This is a genomic window from Pseudonocardia humida (genome assembly GCF_023898865.1).
Taxonomy (GTDB): domain Bacteria; phylum Actinomycetota; class Actinomycetes; order Mycobacteriales; family Pseudonocardiaceae; genus Pseudonocardia; species Pseudonocardia humida.
In genome coordinates this window covers 25,971-50,543 of record NZ_JAGSOV010000040.1, presented here as the reverse complement: position 1 = coordinate 50,543, position 24,573 = coordinate 25,971, and the positions used below count along the sequence as shown (strand labels likewise).

Below are 24,573 nucleotides of genomic sequence, written 5' to 3'. Positions count from 1 at the left end.
GCCGGTCCGGGAGGGCCGGCCTGGTGGTGGGGTGCGGCAGGCGTCAGCGGCCCGCGGGCGGGGACTGGCAGGCGGGGCACAGGCCCCAGTACACGATCTCGGCCTCGTCGATGCGGAAGCCGGCGTCGTCGGATGCGGTCAGGCAGGGAGTCTCACCGATGGCGCAGTCGACGTCGCTCACCACGCCGCAGGAGCGGCACACGAGGTGGTGGTGGTTGTCGCCCACCCGCGCCTCGTAGCGGGCGACCGAACCGGCCGGCTGGAAGCGGCGGACCAGGCCGGCGTCGGTGAGGACGCGCAGGACGTCGTACACGGTCTGGTGCGACACCGACCCGAGCCGCGCCCGGGTCGCCGCGAGCAGGGTCTCGGTGTCGGAGTGCGGGTGCTCGTGCACCGCCGACAGCACGGCCTTGCGCGGCTCGGTGACGCGCAGCGCGGCCTCCCGGAGGAGGCGCTCGGCCTGCGGTGGCGTCTGCACGGCACCGATCCCACCACGAAGACTTGATTGGATCAAGTCCAGAACACGGATGGGCGAAACCCCCGCACCGGTCATGGACCGGGGCCCCGGGCGGAGGACGGCCGGGCGATCACCGGCGGGTCGGGCGCACCCCACCTCGACGTGGGGTTCGCGCGACGGGGCGGTTCAGAGCCGCACGGCCGTGCGGATCAGCCCGGCGAGGGCGCGGGAGCGGCTGTGCGGGGGCCAGGCGATGTGGGTGACGACGGACGGCGCGTCGGTCAGCGGGACGGCGGCGTGCTCGGCCCACAGCCAGGAGCGGCCGTACTCGGGGTAGACGGCGACGGTGCGCCCGAGCGCCACCAGTTGGGCCAGTTGCAACTGGTCGGTGATCTCGGGCCCCGGGCCGGGCGGGTACCGGCCGTCGCGGCCGGGCCAGCGGGCCAGCGGCAGGCCGGGGACATCGCTGACGTCGGCCAGGGACAGCGACGGGCGGGCGGCGAGGGGGTGCCCGGCGGGCAGGATGGCGATCTGCCCCTCGGTCGAGAGCTCCTCGCTGTCGAAGCCGACGAGGGAGTTGAACGGCGTGTACATCAGCGCCACGTCGGCGCGGCCGTCGCGCAGCATCGCCTCCTGCTCGCAGAGCCCGCACAGCAGCACCTCGACCTCGGCGGCGCCGGGCTCGGCCGCGTGCGCGTCGAGGAGCTTCTGGAGCAGCTCGTGGGACCCGGCGGCCTTCGCCGCCAGCACCAGGCGTTCGCGGGGGCCGTCGGCGCCACCGGCGCGGCGGGCGCGACGGGCGGCGGCGGCGGTCGCGTCCAAGGCCGCGCGGCCCTCCTGCAGCAGCACCTCGCCCGCGCCGGTCAGCGTGACGCCGCGGCGGTTGCGCTCCAGCAGATCGACGCCCAGTCGCCGCTCCAGCTGCTGGATCGCCCGGGACAGCGGTGGCTGGGCCATGCCGAGGCGCTCGGCGGCGCGGCCGAAGTGCAGCTCCTCGGCGACGGCCACGAAGTACCTCAGCTCGCGGGTCTCCAGGGTGGCCACCGCCAGAGGGTACCTCGGTGATACCTCCCGGGTATTACAGCGCACCGCATCGGTCTTGGCCGCACCGGTCGTCCACGGCCGACCATCGACGGCGTGAGCGAAACGAAGACCGCGCTGGTGACCGGCGCGAACAAGGGCATCGGGTACGAGATCGCGGCCGGGCTGGGCGCCCTCGGGTACCGCGTGGCCGTGGGAGCCCGCGACCGGGCCCGGCTCGACACCGCCGTCGAGAAGCTGCGGGTCGTCGGGGTGGACGCGTTCGGCGTGCCGCTGGACGTGACCAGCGACCGGAGCGCCACCGCGGCCGCCGAACTGGTCGAACGGCAGGCCGGGCGCCTGGACGTCCTGGTCAACAACGCCGGCATCTCCGGCCCGACGGGGCCGGACTGGACGCAGGACCCCTCCGCGCTCGACCTCGACGTCGTCCGCGCCGTGGTCGAGACCAACGTCCTCGGCGTCATCCGGGTGACCAACGCGATGCTGCCGCTGCTGAGGCGCTCGGCCTCGCCGCGCATCGTCAACGTCTCCAGCAGCGTCGCCTCGCTGACCCGGCAGGCGGATCCGGACATCGACGTCGGTCCGATCATGGCGGCCTACGCGCCGTCGAAGACGTTCCTCAACGCCGTCACCGTGCAGTACGCCAGGCGGTTCGCCGGCACGGGCATCCTGATCAACGCCGCGTGCCCGGGCCTGGTCGCGACCGACTTCACCGGCTTCCAGGGGCCCCGCACCCCCGAGCAGGGCGCCGCCACGGCCATCCGCCTCGCCACACTGCCCGACGGCGGCCCGACCGGTTCGTTCGTCGAGGACGCCGGCGTCATCCCCTGGTGATCACGTCGTCCCCGGCGGGGTCGGCGTCCAGGCGCTTGCGGCTGTACTGCGCGATCAGGAACAGGACCGATCCGACGACCAGGTAGCCCGCCGCGATCAGCCAGGACTCGGCCGCCTGCTGGGTGAGCAGCACGATGCTCGCGATGACGGCCAGGATGGGCACGATGATCGGCACGGAGAAGTGCTCGTGCTCGACCCGGTCCTTGCGCAGCACGATCGCCGAGATGTTGGTCGCGATGAACACCAGCACCAGCAGCAGCACGGTGGTGTCGGCCAACTGGCCGATGTTGCCGACGAAGCTCATGCCGATGGTGGCCGCACCGACGGCGACGATCGCCACCCACGGGGTGCCGCGCTTGGCCGCCACCCGGCCGAACACCGACGGCAGCAGGCCGAGCCGGGCGAGGCCGTAGGTGGCCCGGCTGGCCATCACCATGAACAGCAGCGCCCCGTTGGCGATCGCGACCAGGGCGATCAGGGAGAAGAACCACCCCGGGACGGACAGACCGGCTGCGTTGATCACCTCGAGCAGCGGGCCGGTGGAGTCGGCCATGGTGGCCGGGTCGACCACGATCGCCGCGCCGAGCGCGATCAGCAGGTAGATGACGCCTGCGGTGCAGATCGCCCCGAACAGGGCCCGCGGGTACGCCCGGGACGGGTCCTTCACCTCCTCGGCCATGTTCGCGGCGGCCTCGAAGCCGAGGAAGGAGAAGAACGCGATGACCGACGCGGCGAAGGCGCCCATCAGGATGGGCTGGTCGGGCGACGGGGTGAGGATCCGGCTCGGGTCCCCCTGCCCACTGCCGAACACGATGGCCGCCACCACGATCACCAGCACCAGGCCCGACACCTCGATGACGGTCATCACGACGTTCGCCGAGAGCGACTCCCGCACCCCGCGCAGGTTGATCGCGATCAGCAGCAGCAGGAACACGACCGAGACGGGCGCCGCGGGCACGTCGACCAGCTCGCTGAGGTAGTCGCCCGCGAACGCGTTGGCCAGCAGCGCCGAGGTGGTGATGCCCGAGGACAGCATCAGGAACCCGATCACGAAGGACGGGTACGGCTTGTCGAACGCGCGTTGCACGTAGCGGCAGGCCCCACCGGCGTGCGGGTACTTGGTGATCATCTCCGCGTAGGTGCCCGCGGTCAGCAGGGCGAGCACCAGTGCGAGCACGAGCGGCAGCCACAGCATGCCGCCGACGTCCGCGGCCATGGTGCCGACCAGCGTGTAGATCCCGGCGCCCAGCGTGTCGCCGACGATGAAGAAGAACAGCAGCAGCACGCCGACCGTCCGCTTCAGCTTCGTCGCGGGGGGTGCCGGCGGCCCGATGTCCGTCGCTTCGACCATTTCGGCATGCTCGCACGCGGTTGTCGTAGCCGCAGGGCCTGCGGAAAGGCGAAACACGCCGGTCAAAAGGCCGACACCGGGAGGCCGGCTGCCGCAGAGAGATCCTTCCCCGTCGCGGGCGTCAGTGCAGCGCCTCCGCGCCGATCACGGACAGCAGTTGCAGCTTGTCGTAGCTCTCGCTGCCCGGGACCGCGGTGTAGACGAGCAGCATGTGCGACTGCTGCGGGTCGAGCAGCCGCTGGCAGTACAGCTCCAGCGGACCGAGCTGGGGGTGGACGAAGCGCTTGACGTCGTCGGGCGTGAGGCCGACCTCGTGGTCGTCCCACAGGCTGCGGAACTCGTCGCTCTGCGCGAGGAGGATGTCGGCGTAGTGCGCCGCGCGTGAGCCGGGTCCGCGCAGGGTGGCGACCTGGCGCAGGCCCGCGGCGTACATCCGGGAGAGGAACGGGCGGTCCTCGGGAGGGTACAGCTCCCGCTCGCCGGGATCGGTGAACCACCGGTAGCCGCGGCTGCGCGCCGGGCCGGTGAAGCCGGTCGTGTCACCGGTGAGGGCGACGCCCAGCGGCGTCTGCCGCAACGTCTCGCCCAGCTCGGTGACGATCTCCGCGGGGGTGTCGTCGAGCCGGTCGAGGATGCGCAGCAGACCGGGGCTGACGTGCTCGCTGGCCGCACCCCGCACGGGCGGGTTGTGCCCGGCGAGCCGGAACAGGTGGTCGCGCTCGTCGAGCGAGAGGTGCAGTCCCTGCGCGATCGAGGCGATCATCTGCGGTGACGGCTGGGGGCCGCGCTCCCGCTCGATCCGCGCGTAGTAGTCGGTCGACATGTGGCAGATCGAGGCCACCTCCTCCCGCCGCAGCCCGCTGGTCCGGCGGCGCGACCCCCGCGGGAGGCCGACGTCCTCCGGCTGCAGCGACTCCCGGCGGCGGCGCAGGAACGCCGCCAGCCCCGCTCGATCGATCATCGGTTCCGCCTTCTCCTCGGTGCTGTGCCGTTCCTACCGCCGCGGCGCGCACGCTGCCACGGCTCGTCGATCCCCCCTCGGCGGTGTGGGGCGGCCTCCGCAGCCACGGATCGGGAGGCCGTGGTCGTCCCCGCGACGACGCGCGAGCCTCGGTGACGAACACCCCGTTCGCGAAGGAGAACCACATGACGGACGAAACGGCCACGGCGCCCCCGCGGAAGGCGCCCGACAAGGAGGAGCAGGCGAGCTTCGCCGCGGCCGCCCGCCAGGCGCTGGAGAGCTCGGGGGGCTGGGTCGGGATCGCCGCCGCCGCCCTGCCCACGGCGGCGTTCGTCGCCGTCAACTCGATCAGCGGGCTGGACTGGGCGTTCATCGCCCTCGCCGGGGCCACGCCCGTCGCGTTCGGGATCCGCATCGCCCGCCGGGAGCCGGTGCGGGCCGCGGTGGTCGGGCTCGTCGTCGCCGCGGTGTGCGCGGCCGTCGCCGCCCTCTCCGGGGACGCCCGGGCCTTCTTCCTCATCCCCACGGTGCTCCCCGCGGTGTTCCTGGTGATCACCCTCGGCTCGCTGCTCGTCCGCCGGCCGCTGACCGCGCCCGTGCTCAACCGGATGGCCGGTGGACCCCGCGACTGGCGCCGCCACGCCGCGCTGCGGCGCATCTACACGATCACCACGTGGTTCGCCGTCGCCTTCTTCGGCGTCAACTTCGTCCTCCGGTTGGTGGCCTTCCTGGCCGACCAGCTGGCGATCCTCACCGTCCTCGAGGTCGCCGCCGCACCGGCCGGGCTCGCGCTGGCCGGGTTCAGCATCGTCGCCGCCCGCCGCGCGGTCGCCTCGGTCGCCTCGGTCGAGAGCTGACCCGCACCACCACCGACGACAAACGTTCAGGAGCACAGCCATGCCACACACACCCGACATCACCGTCCCCGACCTCACCGGCAAGCGCGCCGTCGTCACCGGGGCGAGCGACGGCTTCGGTCTCGGCCTCGCCCGCAGGCTCGCCGCCGCAGGCGCCGAGGTCCTCATGCCGGTCCGCAACCCGCGCAAGGGAGAGGCGGCGGTCGCCGCGATCCGCAAGCAGGTCCCGTACGCGAACGTCTCGCTGCGCGCGCTCGACCTGTCCTCGCTCGGCTCCGTCGCCGCGCTCGGCGTGACCCTGCGCGAGGAGGGGCAGCCGATCCACATCCTCATCAACAACGCCGGTGTGATGACCCCACCCGACCGGCGGACCACCGCCGACGGGTTCGAGCTGCAGCTCGGCACCAACCACCTCGGCCACGTCGCCCTCGTCGCCCACCTGCTGCCCCTGTTGCGGGCCGGGCGCGCCCGGGTGACCTCGCAGCTCAGCGTGGCCGCGCGCTCGGGCACCATCAACTGGGACGACCTGAACTGGGACCGCTCCTACAACGGCATGCGCGCCTACAGCCAGTCGAAGATCGCGTTCGGGCTCTTCGGCCTCGAGCTCGACCGGCGCAGCCGGGCCGGCGGCTGGGGCATCACCAGCAACCTCTCCCACCCCGGGGTCGCCCCGACGAACCTGCTCGCGGCCCAACCCGTGATCGGACGCGACCGGGACACCCCTCGGATGCGGCTGATCCGCGGGCTGTCCCGGCGGGGAATCCTGCTCGGAACGGTCGAGACCGCGCTGCTGCCCGCCCTCTACGGCGCGACCTCGCCGAAGGCCGAGGGCGGGCGGTTCTACGGGCCGGACGGCTTCGGGAACCTCGGCGGCGGCCCCGCGGAGCAGGATCTCTACCGCCCGCTGCGCAACAACGGCGACGCGGTGCGCATCTGGCGCATCTCCGAGGAGCTGACCACGGTGCCCTTCCCGACGGCCGAGGCGGGTCGGCCGCACTCCGTGAACGACAACGTCGCGTAGCCAGACGGCCCCACATCCCTCGGCCGCCCGCCCCCACCCCCCTCCCCCGTGTCAGGAAAGCCACCATCAGGGCACCAGACGTCCTGATGGTGGCTTTCCTGACTGTCGATCAAGGGGGGCGAGGGCCACGTCGCCGTCTCCTGAGCCATCGGGACCTCGCCCCACGCGATCAGATCCACGGCGCGAAGACGGCCGGCGGGGCCTCGACGGGCAGTACCGGTCCGCCGTTGAGCAGCGACGCCGCCCTGGCCTGGACCATCAGGGCGCGCAGCGCGTCCTGCCGGCGAGGGCAGGGGTACGCGGTCGGCCCGTCGTGCAGCTCCGCCGGCTCGCACGAGCCGTCGGCGCCCCGGACGTGGACGGCGAGGATGCGCAGCGGGAGCCGACCGCACCCGGCCAGCTCCATCACGGCCTCGGAGAACCCGGGCTCCTCGTCGTCCCTCACGGATGCACCTCAACCGTGTGCGGGCTGGGGTCGGCCATCTGCGCGTTGCGCGTGCCCGGCGCGCAACGCGCCACCCCGCTCCGCCGGTGGGTCCACCACCCCCCGCGGCGCTCGATGGCCGCCGAGCAGTGCCGGCACTCGGCGATCTCGTGCACGACACGGCTGCGTGGTGGCTCCGTCATGTGGCCCAGCCCTCCCCCATAGATCAGATCCGATCGGCGTAGCGACCCGGTCACGCCCGGTGCAGCGGTCGAGCTAGGCCGCACATGCCGCAAAACGCGCACGGCACGACTCTAGCGCCTAGCACGCACGGAGCGCAGCAAGCGACCCTGACCTCTGCATACGGTGATCGAGTGGCAGACCAGACGGGCGAGGAGCCGGACGACGCGGCTCGCCCTCGGCTGCTCACGACAGGGGAGCTGGCGAAGGCGCTGGGCCTCCGGCCCCGGACGATTCAGAAGTACCGTGCGGAGGGCTTGATCACCCCCGCCGAGGAGTCGATCGGCGGTCACGCTCGCTGGGTCGAAGCGGACGTCCGGGACCAGATGCGCGAGCTGCGGGAGCGGCGCAAGCGGGAGCGCGACTCCGAGTAGCGGACCGGCGCGGGCCCTGCGAGACGCATCGGGACCTGCGCCGGGAAGGCCAACTCGCCGTCGAGCGGGACGTCAGGGCTGTTCCGACGGCGCGTGGGAGCCGTGGTGTACCGCTCGACGCGACCGACCCGGCCACCGACTCCCCAACCTACTGGCCGGTACTCCTACGGATACCCCGGTCCGCGGCGGCGGCCAGACTCCTCACGTGCGGACTTCCACCAACATCGGCCTGCAGACGACGGCGTACGTGCTGGCCCTGACCATCTGCCTGGCCGCGCCCGGATCGTCACTGCTGGCCTACGTGTTCACCCCGATCGGCCTGCTCGTCACGCTGGCCCCGCTGATCTTCGCCGTGGCGATCCGGAAGCGTGGCCGGATCGACCCGGCGGTGCGAGCCCCGTTCCTGGTCGCGGCCGCACTCCTGGTGACCGCCGCCGCCTTCCGCCACGAGGACGACGCGCACGGCGGCTTCGTCCCCGCGGTCCGGCTGTTCGCTCCCGGCGCCGCGCCGTCCGCGGCGATCGAGGAGTTCCTCTGGATGGTGGGGCCCTGCGCGCTGGTCGGCTTCCTCGGCGCGCTGCTCTGGATCGCGGTCGCCGCGGCGGCCGCCGGGCTGGACTCCGCCGCGGTCCACCTGGGCGAGCCCGCGCGGCTCTGACCCGCGCACCGCCTGATGACCGCACGTCGGGCAGGCTTGCGGTAGCCGACGATCGGGGGACGGTATGGACCGGGAACCGGTGTCCACCTCACGGCTGCGGGTGCGGCCCCGGCACTGCGACGCCCAGGCGATGGTGCACGCCGCCCGCTACTACGAGTTCTTCGAGGACGCCTTCCTCGACTGGCTCGACGTCCACGCCGGCGGCTACCGGCGGCTGCGCGAGCGGTCCGGCGTCGACATGGTCATCGTGACCAGCGGCTGCGAGTACCGCGCACCGGCCCGCCTCGACGACGACCTCGTCCTCGACTGCCGGCCCGAACGGGTCGGGCGGACGTCGCTGACCCTGCGCTGCACGGTCCGGCGCGGCGAGGAGGTGCTGGCCGTCGGCCAGACCACCTACGTCTGCGTGCGCGCCGGCGCGCCCGTCCCCGTCCCCGATGCGCTGCGAGCGGCCCACTGACCTCGCCGTTCGCCACGAAGTGCGGATGGGCGCCGCCGGCTGAGGCGGCTCAGCGGCCGTCCAGCAGCGGCCGCGCCGGGTCCCACGGGTCGCCGCGGCGCCGGCGCGCCATCCCCGACAGCGCCTCCAGCACCACCCGGTTGGCCAGGAAGCTGGTCAGCTCGGCGTGGTCGTAGGGCGGGCTGACCTCCACCACGTCCATCCCGACGACCGGCAGCTCGACCGCGATCCGGCGCACGGCGTCGAGCAGCTGGCGCGCGGTGAGCCCGCCCGGCTCGGGGGTGCCGGTGCCGGGGGCGTGCGCGGGGTCGCACACGTCGACGTCGACGGAGAGGAACACGCCGTCGCAGTCGTCCAGCGCGATCGCGAACGCCTCGGTGAGGCAGGCGTCGAGGCCGCGCACCCCGATCTCGGTCATCTCGTAGGACCGCATCCCCTGCTCGGCCATCCAGGTCAGGGTCTCCGGCCCCGGCCAGTACCCGCGCAGGCCCACCTGCAGGAACCGGTCGCCGCGCAGGGCCCCGGACTCGATGAGCCTGCGCATCGGCTGCCCGTGCCCCACGAGCGACCCGAACTCGACGTCGCCGGTGTCGGCGTGCGCGTCGAAGTGGATCATCGAGACGCGCCCGGCGCCGAGGTGCTGGGCCACGCCCGCCGCGTCCGGCCAGGCGATGGTGTGGTCGCCGCCCAGCACGAGCGGCACCGCCCCGGTCGCGGTGATCGCGTGCACGGCCTCCTGCAGGTCGTGCACCGAGCGCACCGCGTCGCCGGAGAACATCTCCACGTCCCCGGCGTCGTACACGCCGACGAGCCCGTCCACCCGCAGCGCCAGCGACGGGCGCGACCCGTCGTGGGGCAGGTAGCAGGCCTGCCGGATCGCCTGCGGCCCGAACCGGGTGCCCGGCCGGTGCGAGGTGCCGCCGTCGAACGGCGCCCCGAGCACGACGACGTGCGCGTCGGCGTAGGTCGATGGCTCGCGCCAGTCGCACCGCGGGACGCCGAGGAACGTGACGTCCGGGCCGTACTGCGCCCCGTACCTGCTCATTCCCCGACGTAGGACATGACGTGCTTGACCCGCGTGTAGTCCTCCAGCGAGTACGCCGACAGGTCCTTGCCGTAGCCGGACTGCTTGAACCCGCCGTGCGGCATCTCCGCGACCAGCGGGATGTGGCAGTTGATCCACACGCAGCCCGCGTCGATCGCCGCCGAGGCCCGCAGCGCCGTCGTGTGCGACGTCGTCCACACGCTGGACGCGAGCCCGTAGTCGGAGTCGTTGGCCAGCCGGACCGCCTCCTCCTCGTCGGCGAACGTCTGGACCGTGATCACCGGCCCGAAGATCTCCGTGCGGACGAGCTCGTCGCCCGCGCGCAGCCCGTCGACGATCGTGGGCGCGTAGAAGTACCCCGGCCCGGAAGCCGCCCCACCGCCGGTGACGACCGACGCGTGCGCGGGCGCGCGCTCCACCAGCCCGGAGACGTGCGCGAGCTGGGTCGGGTTGTTCACCGGCGGGATGAACAGGTCCTCGGAGTCGTCCTCGTCGCGCGACAGGCGCACGCCCGCGGCCTGCTCGGCGAGCGCCGCCACGAGGTCGCCGGCCACGGACTCGTGGACGAGCACGCGGGTGGCGGCCGTGCAGTCCTGCCCGGCGTTGAAGTACCCGGCGACGGCGATGCCCTCGGCCGCGGCGGCCAGGTCGGCGTCGGCGAACACGACGCACGGCGCCTTGCCGCCCAGCTCCAGGTGGGTGCGGGTGATGTTCGGCGCGGCCGCGGTGGCCACCGCCTTGCCCGCGCGGGTGCTGCCGGTGATCGACACCATGGCCGGGGTGGGGTGCGCGGCCAGCAGCGCGCCGGTGGACCGGTCGCCGCAGACGACGTTGAACACCCCGGGCGGCAGCAGGTCGGCGAACAGCTCGGCCAGCAGCACCGTGCTGGCCGGGGTGGTGTCGCTGGGCTTGAGGACGATCGTGTTGCCGGCCGCGAGCGCGGGCGCGAACTTCCAGACCGCCATCATCATCGGGTAGTTCCACGGCGTCACCGACCCGACCACGCCGACCGGCTCGCGCCGCACGCTCGACTGGTAGCCGCGCATGTACTCGCCCGACGACCGTCCCTCCAGGATCCGCGCCGCCCCGGCGAAGAAGCGGATCTGGTCGACCATCGGCGGGATCTCCTCGCTGGTGGTCAGCCCGACCGGCTTGCCGGTGTTGCGGGCCTCGGCCTCCACCAGCCGCCGGGCCGCCCCCTCGACGGCGTCGGCCATCGCCAGCAGCGCGGCCTGCCGCTCGGCCGGGGTGGTGCGCTTCCACTCCGCGAACGCGGCGGACGCCGCCGAGAACGCGGCGTCGACGTCGGGGGCGGTGGACCGCGGCGCCGAGGCGTACACCTCGCCCGTGGCGGGATCGACGACGTCGGTGTAGCCGCCCTCCGCGGGGTCGACGAACTCGCCGTTGACGAAGTTGCGCAGGACGGTCTTGTCGGGCATCGGGCCAGTCTCGTCAGGCTCCCCGAGCCCGGGCAAGGCCCGAACTCACGCTGTGTCGACTGGTCCGCTCGCAGGCTCGCTCACGCCGGCCCCGGCACGCACAGCACCGGCCGCGTGGACAGCTGCAGGAGCTTGTGCGCCACCGACCCGAGCAGCGCGCCGCGCATCGGGCTCTCGTTCCAGGTGCCGACGACGATCACCGCGGCGTCGTGCCGGTCGGCGGCGGCGACGAGCGCCTGCGCGGGCTTGTCGTCGACGACCTCGACGACGACGGGCACGCCCGCGGCCTCCGCCGCGGCGACGGCCGGGGCGGTGACGCGGTCGGCCGACTCGTCCAGCGCGGCGCGCGCCTGGCGCGCCTCCTCGCCGACGCCGCCGGGCGGGTGGATGCCGTGCACGAGCACGAGCGGCACCTCGTAGCGCTTCGCCACCTCGATCGCCGTCTCCAGTGCGCGTTCCGCGCCCGGGGAACGGTCGTACCCGAGGACGATCGCACTCATCGGTCTCCCTCTCGTTCCGGCGCGAGGCCGGGTCGTTCGCGCCAGAACTCGGGGTGGCCGACCCGCCAGCCCAGCATGATCACGATACCCAGCAGGAACACCCCGATCCCGATCACCAGCGGCGGCCCGAACCCGAACCACGACGTGCCCGTCGCGGACGCCTCGACGTCGTTGAGGTCGACGACCGAGCGGACCAGCAGCCAGATCAGCAGCCCCGCGCCGATCAGCGGCCCGAGGCCGATGAACAGGAAGTTCGTGGCGCTGCGCAGCAGCTGGCGCCGGTAGTAGACGGCGCAGGCGATGCCGGTGAGGGCGTAGTAGAACGCGATGAGCAGCGACAGCGCGGTGAGCGAGTCCAGCAGGGCGTTCTCGCTGATCAGACTGATCACCACGTACCAGACCGAGGCGATCACGGCCACCGTCCAGGTGGACACGTCCGGGGTGCGGAAGCGGGGGTGGATGTGCGCGAGCCTGCGGGGCAGGGCGGCCCGGCGCGCCATCGACAGCCCGGTGCGCGACGCCGGGATGATCGTCGTCTGGGTCGACGCGAGCGCGGACGTGGCCACCGAGACCAGCAGCACCCAGTCCCAGCCCCCGAGCACCTCCTCGCCCAGCAGCGCGAAGATCAGCTCGCCCTCCTCCTCGTTCCCGGCCAGGAAGTCCGTGCCGGCGAAGGAGACGATGGCGTAGGCGACGGCCAGGTAGGTCACCAGCAGCAGGACGGTGGAGACGATCCCGGCCCGGCCGGGGGACGAGGCGGAGTCGGTCGTCTCCTCGGTGAGGTTCACCGCCGACTCCCAGCCCCAGTAGATGAACACCCCCAGCAGCAGCCCCGCCGTCAGCGCGGCGCCGCCCTCGGCGAACGGGTTGAGCCAGCTGATCGACGGGGTCAACGGGTCCAGCGGGCTGTCGCCGCTCAGCGCCCGGCCGATCGCGACGCCCGCGAACACCAGCAGCGAGACGACCTGGGCGATGATCAGCACGTTCTGGAACCGCGCGGAGATCTCGGTGCCGAGCACGCACAGCGCCGTCATCGCCAGGATCACCAGCACGGTGATCGGGATGACGACGGGGGTGTCGGCGGCGAGGTCGTCCAGCCCGATGGCCAGCAGCCCGAAGCGGACGGCGGTGTCGGCCAGCGAGCCGATCACCAGCACGCCGGTCATCGCGATCGCCCAGCCGCCGACCCAGCCCAGCCACGGCCCCATCGCCCGGGTGACCCAGGAGAACGTGGTGCCGCAGTCCTGGTCGACCCGGTTGAGGTAGTAGAAGGCGCTCGCGATGAGCAGCATCGGCACGAACGACGCCAGCAGCACGCCGGGCGCGTAGACCCCGGCCAGCGCGACGATCGGCCCGATGACCGCCGCCAGGGAGTAGGCGGGCGAGGTCGACGCGAGGCCGATCACCACCGCGTCCAGGAACGAGATGGCGCCCGGCTTGAGCTGCGCGCCGGCGTCCGGCCCGGTCCTGGTGCCCTCGGTCATGCGCTCTTTATGTCGTGTGACGGCCTTCACCCACAAGGGCCGCAAGGTTACCTTTCCGTTCCATGAGGATCGTGGTCGTCGGGGCCGGCGGGGTCGGGGGGTCCGTCGCGGCGATCGCAGCGCGCCGGGAGTTCGTGGAGTGCCTGGTGGTGGCCGACGTCGACCCGGCGCGGGCGCAGGCCGTCGCCGACCGGGCGGGCGACCCCCGGGTCGTGGCGGCCCGCGTCGACGCCTCCGATCCCGACGACGTCGCCGCCCTGCTGGCCGCGCACCGCGCCGACGCGCTGCTCAACGCCACCGACCCGCGGTTCGTCATGCCGCTGTTCCGCGCCGCGCTGGCCGCCCGCGTCACCTACCTCGACATGGCGATGTCGATGTCGGTGCCGCACCCCGAACGGCCCCACGAGCTCACCGGCGTCAAGCTCGGTGACGAGCAGTTCGCGCTGCACGACGCCTTCGTCGACGCCGGCGTGCTCGCGCTGGTCGGGATCGGCGTCGAGCCGGGGCTGTCGGACGTGTTCGCCCGCTACGCCGCCGACCACCTGTTCTCCGAGATCGACGAGCTCGGGGTGCGCGACGGCTCCGACCTGGTCGTCCCCGGCCGCGCCTTCGCACCCTCCTTCTCCATCTGGACGCTCATCGAGGAGTGCCTCAACCCGCCCGTGGTCTGGGAGCGCGACCGCGGCTGGTTCACGACCCCGCCGTTCAGCGAGCCCGAGGTGTTCGACTTCCCCGCCGGCATCGGCCCGCTGGAGTGCGTGAACGTCGAGCACGAGGAGGTGCTGCTCATGCCGCGCTGGGTGGACGCCCGGCGCGTCACGTTCAAGTACGGGCTCGGGACGCGGGTGATCGAGGTGCTGCGGACCCTGCACGAGCTGGGGCTCGACTCGACCACGCCGGTGCGGGTGGGCGACGTGCGGGTCTCCCCGCGCGAGGTCGTCGCCGCGTGCCTGCCCGACCCGGCCACCATCGGCCCGGAGATGACCGGGCGCACCTGCGCGGGGCTGTGGGTGCGCGGGACCGGCACCGACGGCGCCCCCCGCGAGGTGTACCTGCACCATGTCGTCGACAACGCCTGGTCGATGGCCGAGTACGGCTGCCAGGCCGTGGTGTGGCAGACCGCGGTCAACCCCGTCGTCGCGCTGGAGCTGATCGCGTCGGGCGTCTGGTCCGGGGCCGGGGTGCTCGGGCCGGAGGCGCTCGACGCCGTCCCGTTCCTCGACCTCCTCACCGAGTACGGGTCGCCCTGGGCCCTGCGCGAGGGCGGCTGACCCTTCACGTGCCCGGCGCGACGTCCAGGGCCGGGTTGGCGTCGAAGAACCCCGCCGCGGTCAGCCGGAAGCCGACGACGTCCACCGGCATCACCGGCCAGTCCTCCACCCGCGGCACGTGGTGGATGCCGAAGACGTACCAGAGCACGACGTCGGCCTCCTCGATCGACCGCCCCGCGGCGGTCCACACGGGCAGGCCGGTGTCGCGCTCGGACTGGTTGACGAACTCCCCGCACGGCCAGCGCTGCTCGGCGTCGAACGGCGTCACCCACAGCTGGTGGCCGATCACCTGCGCCCGCTGGAACAGCGTCGACCGCTCGTCGACCAGCGCCGGCACCGTCGCGCTGGGCACCAGCTTGTAGGCCGTCGGCGCGCCGTGGGCGTTGCGCCGGTGCGGGTTGACGACCTTCCACACGCGCTGGCTCGCCCAGTCCTGGTCGAACCCGCCCTCCACGGTCAGCGGCTCCTCCCGCTGCACGAGCGCGAGGCCGTCGGGGTTGTCCGGGCCCATCGGCAGCTGCGCGGTCTGGCTCTGCACGACGGTGTTGGGGCCGCCGTCGACGTCCAGGTCCAGCCGGGCGACGAGGAAGTGCTGGTGGATCGGCGCGTAGGTCCGCGCGTCCACGACCGTGCCGTAGGGCGGCGCGTCGCCCTCGAACGGGGTGGTGACCATGATCCCGGTCGCGCGCACCTCGCACTCGATCGTGCCGTCCTCGTAGAACCGCCAGTAGACGAGGTACTCGTAGTTGGCCACCGTGACGTGGGTGGAGACCACCATCCGCCGGCGCCGCCGCACCTGCGCGCCCGCGCGGCCGTCGACGTGCTTCCACAGCACGCCGTCGTCCTCCTCGTGCAGGCAGATCGCGTTCGGGATCGCCACCGGCTCGCCCGCGGAGTCGTGCAGCACGGCGTCGACGTAGGTGATCTCGCCGAGGCAGTCGCAGCCCAGCTCCAGCGACGTCGTCATGAAGCCCAGGCCCCACTCGCCGACGTCGAAGGCGGTGCGGTCGGCGTGCTGCGGCGTCGGGTCGCGGTAGGGGACGACCATCTCGGCGAACGAGAGCCGGTGCGCGATCGGCCGGACCCCGTTCCCGTCGTCCCAGCCGACCTGGTGCAGCACCAGCCCCTCGCGGTGGGTGAACCCCAGCCGCAGCCGCCAGTTCTGCCAGGCCAGTTCGTAGCCGTCGAGGGTGAACGAGACGCCATCGGGCTGGGTGATGCGCAGCGGCTTGCGGCCGTCCCGCGGCCGGTGGTCGGGGATGAACTCCGGGTCGTACTCCCCCTGCACCGGCGGGAACCCGGGCCGGGCGGTGTCCTGGACCTCCAGCAGCTCCATCGTGTTGAGGTCGACGATGAGCTTGAGCCCGGCGACCTGGTGGGCGTACGGGTTGGACGTCGGCGAGTCGCGCAGCCACACGTCGCACCAGCCGATCCGCCGCCCCCGGTGGGCCTCGGGGACGCGGGTGCCGGCGTAGGTCCAGACGTCGATCAGCGTGAGCGACGGGTCGGTGATGCCGCGCTCGGCCAGTGCGGCGACGACCTCCGGGTGCACGCGCATCGCCTCGTCGCACTCGTGCCACTCGTCGATCGTGGCGTTCGGCTGGTGGCCGGGGTGGTCCTCCCAGCTCAGCAGCGCGTCGCCGGTGAGGTCGAGCTCCGCGATGTGCGCCGTGCCGGTGGTGGTGCTCCAGACGACCGCCCGCGCCGCGCGGTCGACGGCGTCGCCGGGGCGGTGGGCGCGCACGACGTCCTTGGCCGGCTCCCGCAGCACGATCCCGGCGATCCGCCACCCCGGCCGGGCCACCCCCTTCTCCCGGCGCAGCAGGGTGGCGGCGTGGCGGAACTCGTCGGCGGTGAGCGGGTCGAGGGGGTGCGTCACGCCGGGAGTCTGCTGACCCGGCCGCCGCAGCCGCAAGCCCGCCCCGCGTCGCACCGACCGGCTACCTCACGGGCCCGTACCGCATCGCCACCGCCCCCGAACCGAACTCCCGCCGGCCCACGAGCTCCAGGTCGACGTACGTCGACAGCCCCGCGAACAACGTCGGCCCGTGGCCGGCCTGCCTGGGCTGCACCACGAACTCGTACTCGTCGATCGGCCCCAGCTCCGCCGGCGCCATGGGCAGCGGCACGCCGGTCGCACCACGCGAGGAGAGGCGCTACTACGGTGCTCCCGTGAGCGACGGATTCGACCTCCGTTCCGAGCTCTCCCGGGGACTGCGGGGCGCGGCCGGCGTGGCGCGATTCATCCGGTTGTTCGCGGCCCGCTACGCGAGTCCGGTCGCTGCCGGCGACGGCTGCACCGAGGAGGAACTGCTGGCCGCGGAGGCCCGGCTGGGCCTCCCGCTCCCCGCTCCGCTCCGCGCGGTCTACGCGCTCATCGGCAGGCGCACCGACCTCACCCGGACCCAGGACCGCCTGCTCTCCCCCGACCAGGTGGACGTCGACGACTCGGGCGAGGTGCTGGTCTTCCGGGTGGAGAACCAGTGCGTCGCCGAGTGGGGCGTTCCGCTGCCGGCCGTGACCGAGCCGGACCCACCCGTGGTGTTCCGACCGGACGCGGCCGATCGAGCCGGGAGGACCTGGCGGCCCTTCCTGGACCGCGTCTCGGCGGCGTGCGTGGAGATGGTGCTGTCGGAATGGATGCTCTCGGGCGGTGAGCTCACCGACGACCGGGAACTGGACGGCGCCACCGTCGCCGCGCTGGAGGAACGGTTCCATCGGTTGCCGATCCCCGACCACCCGTCCTGGGCACAGCCCGGCGACGGCCCGACGAGGTGGTTCGAGGGGTACGGGGCGATCCTGCGCGAGGACCCCGGAACGTGGCTGTGGGTGCGGGCGCCGTCGGCCGACGGGCTCTCCGCGGTGCGGCGCGCGCTGCCCGGGCAGTGGCGGACGGACGAGGGGTAGCAGCCGGTCACGCGGTCCGCGTCAGCCCGGGCGGGCGATCCCGGCGGCGAGCCCGTCGAGCACCATCGCCAGGCGCCGCTCGAACACCTCGTCCGGATCGGGGACGTCCTCGGCCTCGATGATCAGCCGCTCCAGGTACGGCAGCCTGCCCTCCTCCAGCAACTGCGCGATGTAGGGCCCGGTCTGGCGCTGGTAGGCCGCGAGGTCCAGGCCGGTGCGCCGCTGCGCGTCGAGCTCCCCCAGCTCCTGCCCGACGAAGCCCCGGGTGAACTGCTGGGCGGTGGCCAGCAGGTCCAGCATCGCGTCGATGTCGAGCCCGAGCCCGTCCACGCAGGCCAGGCCGGTCTCCAGGAACCGCCGGGCGTTGGGGCCCAGGGTCGGCCGGTGCCCGAACCGGACGATCCAGGGGTGGGCGTGGTGGAGCCGGCGGACCTCCCGGGCCAGCCGGGCGAGGTCGGCGCGCCAGTCGCCGGACGGCATCCCGGTCAGGTCCAGCTCGCCGAGCACCGCGTCGTACATCAGCTCGGTCAGGTCGTCCTTGCTGCCGACGTGCCGGTAGAGCGCCATCGGGCTGTGGTCCATGCGCGCCGCGATCCTGCGCATCGAGACCGCGTCGACCCCGTCCTCGTCGGCCAGGGCGACCGCCGCCGCGGTGATGGCCGCGTGGTCGAGGGTGCGCGCCGGCCCCCGCCCCTGGCCGGACAGGCGCGCCCAGATGACGGGTGGCGGTTCGTCGGGCACGGCGGTGCTCCTCGTGTCGGTTGCGCACACCACTCGGGACGCATACGGTGTACATGTCTGGTCATATACGACGTACGCGGCTACCTTATCGATCCTGTCCGAGGTGTGGCATGCCCTCTTCCCCTCCTTCCATCGCCGTCGTCGGCGGCGGCCTCAGCGGCCTGGTGCTGGCCCGCATCCTCCAGCAGCACGACATCGCCTGCACCGTCTACGAACGCGACGTCACCGCCGACACTCGCCGGCAGGGCGGCCTGCTCGACCTGCACGTCGAGTCCGGCCAGCTGGCCCTGCGCGAAGCGGGCCTCCACGAGCGGCTCCGCCGCCTCACCCGCCCCCAGGGCGAGGCGCTCCGGGTGATGGACAAGGCGGGCACCGTCTTCATCGACCGGCCCGCCCCGGACAGGCCCGGCGACACCGGCCGGCCCGAGATCGACCGGACCGACCTGCGCGCCCTGCTGCTGGGCTCGCTGCACCCGGGCAGGGTCGTCTGGGACCACAAGCTCAGCCGGGCCGCCCGCCTGGACGACGGCCGGTACGAGCTCACCTTCGCCGACGGCTCCCGCCGGACCGCCGACCTGCTGATCGGCGCCGACGGCGCCTGGTCGCGGGTCCGCCCCCTGCTCTCCAGCGCCTCCCCCGAGTACGTCGGGATCAGCTACGTCGACCTCCACGTCACCGACGCCCCGACCCGCGTGCCGGCCTCGGCCGCGCTGGTCGGCACCGGCAGCCTGTTCGCCCTGTCGGACAACAAGAGCATCGGCGGCCACGGCGGCCGCGACCTGCACCTGGGAGCCATGCTGCGGACCGGCGAGGACTGGCTCGACACCCGCGGCGTCGACTGGTCGGACCCCGCCGCCACCCGCACCGCCCTGCTGGCCGAGTTCGCCGACTGGACCCCGGCGCTGACCGACCTGATCCGCCACTGCGACGACGAGATCGTCGCCCGCCGGATCTACGCCCTGCCCACCGGCCACTCGTGGCCCCGCGTCCCCGGCGTCACCCTGATCGGCGACGCCGCCCACCTGATGTCTCCGTTCGCCGGCGAGGGCGCGAACGCCGCCATGCTCGACGGCTGCGAGCTGGCACTGGCCCTGGTGGAGCACGGCGACGACGTCGAGGCCGCGCTGCGCCAGTACGAGACGGCGATGTTCCCGCGCTCCGCCGACGCGGCCCGGCAGTCCGCCCGCGGGCTCGACCTGTGCTTCGCCGACGACTCCCCCCGGGGCATGGTCGAGTTCTTCGGCGGGATGGGCGTCCCCTCTGTCAGTTTGCCCTGACATCCGCATCGTGTCAGACTAAGCTGACGCCATGGAGCTGGACGAACTCCCCGCGATGGTGACATCCGGCGATCCCGCGGTCGGCCTGCGCGCCGCCCTGGCGCTGCGCAGGCTGGCGGATCGCCTGGAGGCCCACCAGGTGGCCGAGGCCCGCCGGCAGGGCTGGTCGTGGCAGCGGATCGGGGACGCGCTGGGGATCACCCGGCAGTCCGCGCACACCAAGCACGGCAGGTAGGGGGTACGGAGATGGCAGGACGGACCCGGAGAGCCGGCCTCGGCCGCATCGTCCTCGACGCGAGCGCCGTGGCGCGCAGCCGCGGCGACCGCCGGGTGGGAACCGACCACCTCGTGGTCGCCGTGCTGACCGGAGCGGACCCGATCGCCTCCCACGCGCTGGGCACCGACCCGGACACCGCGTACGAGGCGCTGTGCGAGCTCGACCGGCAGGCGCTGGCGGCGGTGGGCGTCACGGGCGTCGAGGTGGCGCCGGTCCCGCCGGGCGCAGGCCGGCGACTGCCGCTCACGCCCGGCGCGCTGTCGGTCTTCACCGGGCTGGGCACGCTGTCCCGGGGGGAGCGCACGGGGCCGAAGCACGTCGTGCTGGCGCTGCTGGCCCGCCGCCCACCCGATCCCGCCGCGGCGCTGCTCGACGCGCTGCGGGTGGACCGGGCCCGGGCCCGCCACCACCTCGGGGTGGCGTGATGGGCGCGCGGCACTCCGGGTCCGGCCGGCTGACCGCCCGCCTGCTGCGGTGCGGGGTCGCGGCCGGGCCGGTGTTCATCGCGACGTTCCTGGTCGCGGGCGCCACCCGAGCCGACTACGACCCGCTGCGGCACCCGGTCAGCCTGCTGGCCCTGGGCCCCGACGGCTGGGTGCAGGTCGCGAACTTCCTGATCGCGGGCGTCCTGTCCGGTGCGGCCGCGGTCGGGCTGGCGCGCGGCCCCGTGGCCGCCCGGACGCGGGTAGGGCCGATCCTGGTGGGCGCCGCCGGCCTCGGCCTGCTCGGCTCCGGCGCCTTCCTGACCGACCCGATCAGCGGCTACCCCCCGGGAACCCCCGACCTGCTCACCAGCCACAGCTCCACCGAAGCCCTGCTGCACGACCTGGCCGCGATCCCGGTGTTCCTCGGCCTCCCGGCCGCCGCCCTCGCGTACGCGTGGGCGTTCCGCAGGGCGGGCGATCGCGGATGGGCGGCCGGCTCGGCGGCGGCCGGGCTGGCCATGCTCGTCGGACTCGTCCTGACCAGCGCAGCGTTGGCGCAGACACCGACCCTGGTCGCGTTCGGCGGCCTGCTGCAACGACTCACCATCACCACCGGCCTGGGCTGGCTCACCGCCGTCAGCGCCCGCGCCCTGGCCACCACCGCGGCACCCACCCCGGCAGCCGGGACGTGAACCCCGCAACGAGGGGATGCCGTCGCACCCCGGCCGGGGCCTGCCGCACGCCCCGGCCGACCGGGCTGAACCGGCGCAATCGGATCCACTATGGGTGATCACGCCTTCCTGGCCAGCACGACGACCCAGACCGTGTAGATCAGGAACAGCACTCGGTCGGGCCAGCCGCCGGTGGGGATGAGGCCCGCGACCTCGGGCACCCAGATCAGGAGCAGGCCGGCCAGCGGCAGCAGCGCCACACCCCGCAGGACGGCCTGGTCGCGGGACCCGGCCGGGTGGGCGCGGGCGAGGCTGCGGGTGATCAGCAGTGCGGCGGCCGGCAGCAGGACCAGCGCGCTCGCTCCGAAGATGACGTGCAGCACGCCGTGGGTGGTGAGCGCGTCGGGCGGTGCGGTCATGGGGTCGGTGACGAAGACCCCCACCCCGACGCCGCCCACGGCGCAGACGGCCAGGATGCCCAGCCCGGGGTCGATCACCAACAGCTCCAGCAGTTCGTGAGTCCTCGACCTGGGACCACGTCGAGGTCCGCCGCCGGCTGGCGCTCTGGGCAGCAGGACCCGACGGCGGGTTCATCGGTCCGCAGGCGTGGATCCTTGACGACACCGGCTTCCCCAAGGACGGCATCCACTCGCCCGGGGTGGCACGGATGTACTGCGGGGCGTTGGGCAAGACCGGGAACTGCCAGATCGGGGTCTCCGTTCACGCCGGTAGCGACTGGGCATCCGCGGCGGTGAACTGACGGTTGTTCCTGCCCGAGTCCTGGGACGACACCCGCCTCGACGAGACGGCTGACCCCGCGCTGGCCGAGCAGGTCCGCCAGCGACGAGCCCGGGCCGGGATCGACGATCAGGTGCGGCACCGGGAGAAGTGGCGCCTGGCGCTGGACATGCTCGACCAACTCACCGACTGGGGGCTACCCGCGCGACCGCTGGTCGCTGATGCCGGCAACGGCGATGCCACCGAGTTCCGCCTCGCGCTGACCGACCGCGACCTGCCCTACGTCCTGGCCGCGAGCCCGACCGCCACCGCTCATCGGTGAGGAGCATGCGGCACGCGGTGGGCGGGTCGAGGCCGGCGCAGACCCGCGACCCGCAGCGAGTCGCCGCGGAGTACGACTACCTGGGCAGATGAGGCCTCGAAGGACGCCTGCCGGGCAACGTCGGCACTGTTGCACCGAGGTCGTTGGATAGCAGTGGGACGGCGATGCGCAGAGGGCCACGCCGCCCACGCACCCCACAACGACCGCGGGGCTGCCGAGGAACGTGAGATCAGGGACGAGGGCAGCCTCGGCGGCCCCCCACCACGCCTGTCGGTCAGCTCGCCGCGTCCCACCTCCGGGTCACGGCAACCGACAAGATTCCTCAGGACACGTCGTCCGCAGGCAGACTCAGTCATCGTCTACACGGGTTCTCGGGTAAGGAGCGGCATGGCTGAGTTCGAGCTCCTGGGCGCGTTCGCCGTCGTGCTGGGGTTCGGGCTGATAGTGCTCTGCTTCGTTCCGTACCTGGCGTGGACATACCGTCGCTACGGGACAGTGCTTCCGCGCCACGCTGTCCTCATCGTCGGCGGTGCCGTCTATGGGGTCGCTCTCTGGACGTACACGATCCTGCCCCTGCCGCAGGCGACGGTCGAATGGTGCGCCCAGCACGCGGTGCATGCGCAGTTGCACCCGTTGCAGTTCGTGGCCGATGTCCGCGCCCAGGCGACGGGCGGTCTCCTCGGAAACGCGGCGCTGCGCCAGGTGGTGTTGAACGTCGCCCTGTTCGTGCCGCTCGGGATCCTGGCCCGAGCCATGGGTCGGTGGTCGCTCGGGCGGATCGCGCTGGTCGGGTTCGCCACTTCGTCGCTCGTGGAGTTCACCCAGCTGACCGGGAACTGGGGCCTGTACCCGTGCGCCTACCGGGTGTTCGACGTGGACGACCTGCTCGTGAACACTGTCGGTGCGCTGCTCGGGGGTCTGCTCGCAACGGCGTCGGTTCACGGGGCGGACTTCACCGCCGCACCGCGAGAGACCGGGATCGGCACCGGGAGGCGCCTGCTGGGGATGCTCGCCGACGTCGTCGCGGTGCAGATCGCCGGCGTTGCCGCCCTCCTGCTGGTGGGCCTCGCGCGCGACCCGACCGGACATTGGAGACCGCCGGATGCACTCGCTGCGCTCGTCACGGACATCATGCCGGCGACCGCGCTGCTACTGGTCGTCCCCATGCTCGCCCGCGGGGCGACGATCGGGCAGCTCGCGACGGTAGTACGCCCGGTGGGGCCGGACGGCGGCCCGCCCACGCGATGGCGGATGCTGCTGCGTTTCCTCACCGGCTCCGGCGCCTACTTCCTCCTCACCGGACTGGCGGCCGCGGGGGTGGGCGGCGTTGCGCCACTGGCCACGGCCTTCGCTGTGGTGAGCCTGCTCGCGGCCTGGCGGACACCAGCACATCGCGGGCTGTCCGGGCTGGCGGCCGGGGTGACCTACCTGGACGCCCGAAGCACAACGACGGAGATGAGCCAGGCGCAGCATGTCGACCACGGCCATCAGCTGCGCCGGATGAGCACGGCCGTGCTCAGCCTGATGACGGCGGGCTACCTCGTGCTGACGGCCATCGCGGCGATCGGACAAGCGTCGACCCGCGCCGGGCTGACCGCGCTCGTCGTGCTCGTGATCGGCCTCGCTGTCCTGACCTTCGCCATGATCGGCTATCTCCTGGTCAACGGCGCGGTCATGCTGCGCCGCGAGCGACACTCACTCGGCAACCTCCTGTCACTGCTCGCCGGCCTGGGAACCGCCGGGCTACTGGCGACCTGCGCCTTCGTCTTCGCGACCACCACCGGCCCGGCTGTGGCACTGGCCGTCGGCGCCCTCGTACTCTCCGGCTACCTCGGGTTCCTCATGCTCGCGTTCATCGGCTACGGCCTCATCTACGGCCGCGCGCCGGCGCCCGGCGGCGTGGATGCCATCGTCATACTCGGCTCAGGTCTGCTCGGCTCCCGGGTGCCGCCACTGCTGGCCGCCCGACTCGACCGGGCGGTCGAGATCTTCGAGGCCGAGGACACGAACGGCAACCGCCCGCTCATGATCTGCTCAGGAGGGCAGGGGCCAGGCGAAGCCGTCAGCGAGGCCGCCGCAATGGCCGACTACCTCCGCGCGAAGGAGATTCCACCCGACCTCATCGTCGAGGAGGACCGCTCGCACAGCACCGAGCAGAACCTGCGTCTGTCCTGGAACCTGGCCCACGACCACGGCGCACACCGCCCCATCGCCGTGACCAGCGACTACCACGCCTTCCGCGCCGCCCAGATCTCCACCGAACTGGGGATCTCGACACAGGTCGTCGGAGCTCGCACCGCCCGCTACTACTACCCGAGCGCAGTCCTTCGCGAGTTCGTCGGAGTAGTGGCCCGCCGGCCCCTCGCCTACGGACTCACCGGGCTGCTGCTCGCAGCCTTCGCCGCCTCCGTGACGTTCTTGGTGCTCCCCCAATGAATCGCCCGGTCGCGCGGCGGCTGGGCTGGCCCGACTGTCACCGCTTCGGCGCGGATGGGATCTCAGTGAAGCGGCACAGTCTGGCCTCGATCTTCGAATCACCGAACCTGCAGGTCGAAGACGGTGGGCCCCCGGGGGATCGAACCCCGAACCCGCGGATTGAAAGACCGACTGCTTGATACCACGTGCCGGACTCGCCTGGTCAGCCTGACCTGTGACATGTCCCTGCTGCCTGTGTTGCATGCTGATGCCCGCCGTCCATTGACCGAGCCATTGACAGCCTGTCCACAGTGGCTGATCCGCAAGCAACCCGCTGCCCGCCCGAGATCCGCTTGGCTCAACGATACGGCGGCGGCCAGGAG

26 protein-coding genes and 1 pseudogene are annotated in these 24,573 nt (G+C 73.0%); 14 read left to right on the top strand and 13 right to left on the bottom strand.

Annotated features, from left to right (window positions below; all coding sequences use genetic code 11):
* Window positions 1–43: 43 nt before the first annotated feature.
* Complete coding sequence (locus tag KDL28_RS19235; protein ID WP_252440600.1) at window positions 44–478, bottom strand: Fur family transcriptional regulator; 435 nt, start codon at window positions 476–478, stop codon at window positions 44–46.
* A gap of 165 nt (window positions 479–643) precedes the next feature.
* A complete protein-coding gene (locus KDL28_RS19230) occupies window positions 644–1,501 on the bottom strand; it encodes a LysR family transcriptional regulator (protein WP_252440598.1) in 858 nt (285 codons plus the stop codon).
* Between the two features lie 93 nt (window positions 1,502–1,594).
* On the opposite strand from KDL28_RS19230, the gene KDL28_RS19225 reads away from it, so the two are divergent.
* On the top strand, window positions 1,595–2,332 hold the full coding sequence (locus KDL28_RS19225; RefSeq protein WP_252440596.1) for an SDR family oxidoreductase: 738 nt from the start codon (window positions 1,595–1,597) through the stop codon (window positions 2,330–2,332).
* Here KDL28_RS19225 and KDL28_RS19220 read toward each other — a convergent pair.
* On the bottom strand, window positions 2,319–3,683 hold the full coding sequence (locus KDL28_RS19220) for an APC family permease (RefSeq protein ID WP_252440594.1): 1,365 nt from the start codon (window positions 3,681–3,683) through the stop codon (window positions 2,319–2,321). The genes KDL28_RS19225 and KDL28_RS19220 overlap by 14 nt on opposite strands.
* 121 nt (window positions 3,684–3,804) lie before the next feature.
* Window positions 3,805–4,644, bottom strand: a complete 840-nt coding sequence (locus tag KDL28_RS19215) for a helix-turn-helix transcriptional regulator (RefSeq protein WP_252440593.1) — start codon at window positions 4,642–4,644, stop codon at window positions 3,805–3,807.
* A 185-nt stretch (window positions 4,645–4,829) separates the two neighbouring features.
* Here KDL28_RS19215 and KDL28_RS19210 point away from each other — a divergent pair, with 185 nt between their 5' ends.
* Both KDL28_RS19210 and KDL28_RS19205 read left to right on the top strand, forming a co-directional pair.
* On the top strand, window positions 4,830–5,501 hold the full coding sequence (locus tag KDL28_RS19210) for a DUF3159 domain-containing protein (protein ID WP_252440591.1): 672 nt from the start codon (window positions 4,830–4,832) through the stop codon (window positions 5,499–5,501).
* A 40-nt stretch (window positions 5,502–5,541) separates the two neighbouring features.
* The gene (locus tag KDL28_RS19205) at window positions 5,542–6,522 is read left to right on the top strand and encodes an SDR family oxidoreductase (RefSeq protein WP_252440589.1); all 981 of its coding nucleotides are present in this window, start codon (window positions 5,542–5,544) and stop codon (window positions 6,520–6,522) included.
* 169 nt (window positions 6,523–6,691) lie between these two features.
* Here KDL28_RS19205 and KDL28_RS19200 read toward each other — a convergent pair whose 3' ends face one another.
* Window positions 6,692–6,967 (bottom strand): hypothetical protein, encoded by a 276-nt coding sequence (locus KDL28_RS19200; protein WP_252440587.1) that lies wholly within the window; start codon window positions 6,965–6,967, stop codon window positions 6,692–6,694.
* Window positions 6,968–7,320: 353 nt separating this feature from the next.
* Between KDL28_RS19200 and KDL28_RS19195 the strand changes: the two genes are divergently transcribed.
* The 3 genes from KDL28_RS19195 to KDL28_RS19185 all read left to right on the top strand — a co-directional run bounded on the left by KDL28_RS19195 (window position 7,321) and on the right by KDL28_RS19185 (window position 8,678).
* The gene (locus tag KDL28_RS19195) at window positions 7,321–7,560 is read left to right on the top strand and encodes a MerR family DNA-binding transcriptional regulator (protein ID WP_252440585.1); all 240 of its coding nucleotides are present in this window, start codon (window positions 7,321–7,323) and stop codon (window positions 7,558–7,560) included.
* A gap of 205 nt (window positions 7,561–7,765) precedes the next feature.
* The gene (locus tag KDL28_RS19190; protein ID WP_252440583.1) at window positions 7,766–8,218 is read left to right on the top strand and encodes a hypothetical protein; all 453 of its coding nucleotides are present in this window, start codon (window positions 7,766–7,768) and stop codon (window positions 8,216–8,218) included.
* Window positions 8,219–8,297: 79 nt separating this feature from the next.
* Window positions 8,298–8,678: an acyl-CoA thioesterase gene (locus KDL28_RS19185; RefSeq protein WP_252440581.1), complete on the top strand. Its 381-nt coding sequence runs from the start codon at window positions 8,298–8,300 to the stop codon at window positions 8,676–8,678.
* A 49-nt stretch (window positions 8,679–8,727) separates the two neighbouring features.
* Here the strand turns inward: KDL28_RS19185 and speB are convergent, their stop codons facing one another.
* From speB to KDL28_RS19165, 4 genes are all read right to left on the bottom strand, one after another.
* Window positions 8,728–9,723, bottom strand: coding sequence for an agmatinase (speB, locus tag KDL28_RS19180; protein ID WP_252440579.1), 996 nt, complete (start codon window positions 9,721–9,723; stop codon window positions 8,728–8,730).
* Complete coding sequence (locus tag KDL28_RS19175; RefSeq protein ID WP_252440577.1) at window positions 9,720–11,162, bottom strand: aminobutyraldehyde dehydrogenase; 1,443 nt, start codon at window positions 11,160–11,162, stop codon at window positions 9,720–9,722. Before KDL28_RS19175 ends, speB begins: the two co-directional genes overlap by 4 nt.
* A gap of 80 nt (window positions 11,163–11,242) precedes the next feature.
* Window positions 11,243–11,662, bottom strand: coding sequence for a universal stress protein (locus KDL28_RS19170; protein WP_252440575.1), 420 nt, complete (start codon window positions 11,660–11,662; stop codon window positions 11,243–11,245).
* Window positions 11,659–13,146 carry an APC family permease gene (locus KDL28_RS19165; protein WP_252440573.1) on the bottom strand — a complete coding sequence of 496 codons (1,488 nt, stop codon included), beginning with the start codon at window positions 13,144–13,146 and terminating at the stop codon, window positions 11,659–11,661. The genes KDL28_RS19170 and KDL28_RS19165 overlap by 4 nt, the downstream gene beginning before the upstream one ends.
* A gap of 62 nt (window positions 13,147–13,208) precedes the next feature.
* On the opposite strand from KDL28_RS19165, the gene KDL28_RS19160 reads away from it, so the two are divergent.
* The gene (locus KDL28_RS19160) at window positions 13,209–14,417 is read left to right on the top strand and encodes a saccharopine dehydrogenase family protein (protein ID WP_252440571.1); all 1,209 of its coding nucleotides are present in this window, start codon (window positions 13,209–13,211) and stop codon (window positions 14,415–14,417) included.
* 4 nt (window positions 14,418–14,421) lie between these two features.
* On the opposite strand, the gene KDL28_RS19155 is transcribed toward KDL28_RS19160, so the two are convergent.
* Window positions 14,422–16,350: a primary-amine oxidase gene (locus KDL28_RS19155; RefSeq protein ID WP_308216029.1), complete on the bottom strand. Its 1,929-nt coding sequence runs from the start codon at window positions 16,348–16,350 to the stop codon at window positions 14,422–14,424.
* A gap of 7 nt (window positions 16,351–16,357) precedes the next feature.
* On the bottom strand, window positions 16,358–16,546 hold the full coding sequence (locus tag KDL28_RS19150; protein WP_252440567.1) for a dihydrofolate reductase family protein: 189 nt from the start codon (window positions 16,544–16,546) through the stop codon (window positions 16,358–16,360).
* A gap of 43 nt (window positions 16,547–16,589) precedes the next feature.
* Between KDL28_RS19150 and KDL28_RS19145 the strand changes: the two genes are divergently transcribed.
* Complete coding sequence (locus tag KDL28_RS19145) at window positions 16,590–17,324, top strand: SMI1/KNR4 family protein (protein WP_252440565.1); 735 nt, start codon at window positions 16,590–16,592, stop codon at window positions 17,322–17,324.
* Between the two features lie 21 nt (window positions 17,325–17,345).
* On the opposite strand, the gene KDL28_RS19140 is transcribed toward KDL28_RS19145, so the two are convergent.
* Window positions 17,346–18,065, bottom strand: coding sequence for a TetR/AcrR family transcriptional regulator (locus KDL28_RS19140; RefSeq protein WP_252440563.1), 720 nt, complete (start codon window positions 18,063–18,065; stop codon window positions 17,346–17,348).
* 110 nt (window positions 18,066–18,175) lie between these two features.
* On the opposite strand from KDL28_RS19140, the gene KDL28_RS19135 reads away from it, so the two are divergent.
* Genes KDL28_RS19135 through KDL28_RS19120 form a run of 4 tightly spaced genes read left to right on the top strand, consistent with a single transcriptional unit; the run spans window position 18,176 to window position 20,736 of the window.
* Window positions 18,176–19,342 carry an FAD-dependent oxidoreductase gene (locus KDL28_RS19135; RefSeq protein WP_252440561.1) on the top strand — a complete coding sequence of 389 codons (1,167 nt, stop codon included), beginning with the start codon at window positions 18,176–18,178 and terminating at the stop codon, window positions 19,340–19,342.
* Between the two features lie 31 nt (window positions 19,343–19,373).
* Window positions 19,374–19,577, top strand: coding sequence for a hypothetical protein (locus KDL28_RS19130; RefSeq protein ID WP_252440559.1), 204 nt, complete (start codon window positions 19,374–19,376; stop codon window positions 19,575–19,577).
* An 11-nt stretch (window positions 19,578–19,588) separates the two neighbouring features.
* Complete coding sequence (locus tag KDL28_RS19125) at window positions 19,589–20,044, top strand: Clp protease N-terminal domain-containing protein (protein ID WP_252440557.1); 456 nt, start codon at window positions 19,589–19,591, stop codon at window positions 20,042–20,044.
* Complete coding sequence (locus KDL28_RS19120; RefSeq protein WP_252440555.1) at window positions 20,044–20,736, top strand: DUF998 domain-containing protein; 693 nt, start codon at window positions 20,044–20,046, stop codon at window positions 20,734–20,736. Before KDL28_RS19125 ends, KDL28_RS19120 begins: the two co-directional genes overlap by 1 nt.
* Window positions 20,737–20,834: 98 nt before the next feature.
* Here the strand turns inward: KDL28_RS19120 and KDL28_RS19115 are convergent, their stop codons facing one another.
* Complete coding sequence (locus KDL28_RS19115; RefSeq protein ID WP_443698376.1) at window positions 20,835–21,158, bottom strand: DUF998 domain-containing protein; 324 nt, start codon at window positions 21,156–21,158, stop codon at window positions 20,835–20,837.
* A gap of 42 nt (window positions 21,159–21,200) precedes the next feature.
* Here KDL28_RS19115 and KDL28_RS19110 point away from each other — a divergent pair.
* Together KDL28_RS19110 and KDL28_RS19105 are read left to right on the top strand one after the other, a co-directional pair.
* A pseudogene (locus KDL28_RS19110) lies at window positions 21,201–21,769 on the top strand (IS701 family transposase); the annotation flags it as partial.
* Window positions 21,770–22,162: 393 nt separating this feature from the next.
* The gene (locus tag KDL28_RS19105) at window positions 22,163–24,211 is read left to right on the top strand and encodes an ElyC/SanA/YdcF family protein (RefSeq protein ID WP_252440551.1); all 2,049 of its coding nucleotides are present in this window, start codon (window positions 22,163–22,165) and stop codon (window positions 24,209–24,211) included.
* The last annotated feature ends 362 nt before the right edge of the window (window positions 24,212–24,573 follow it).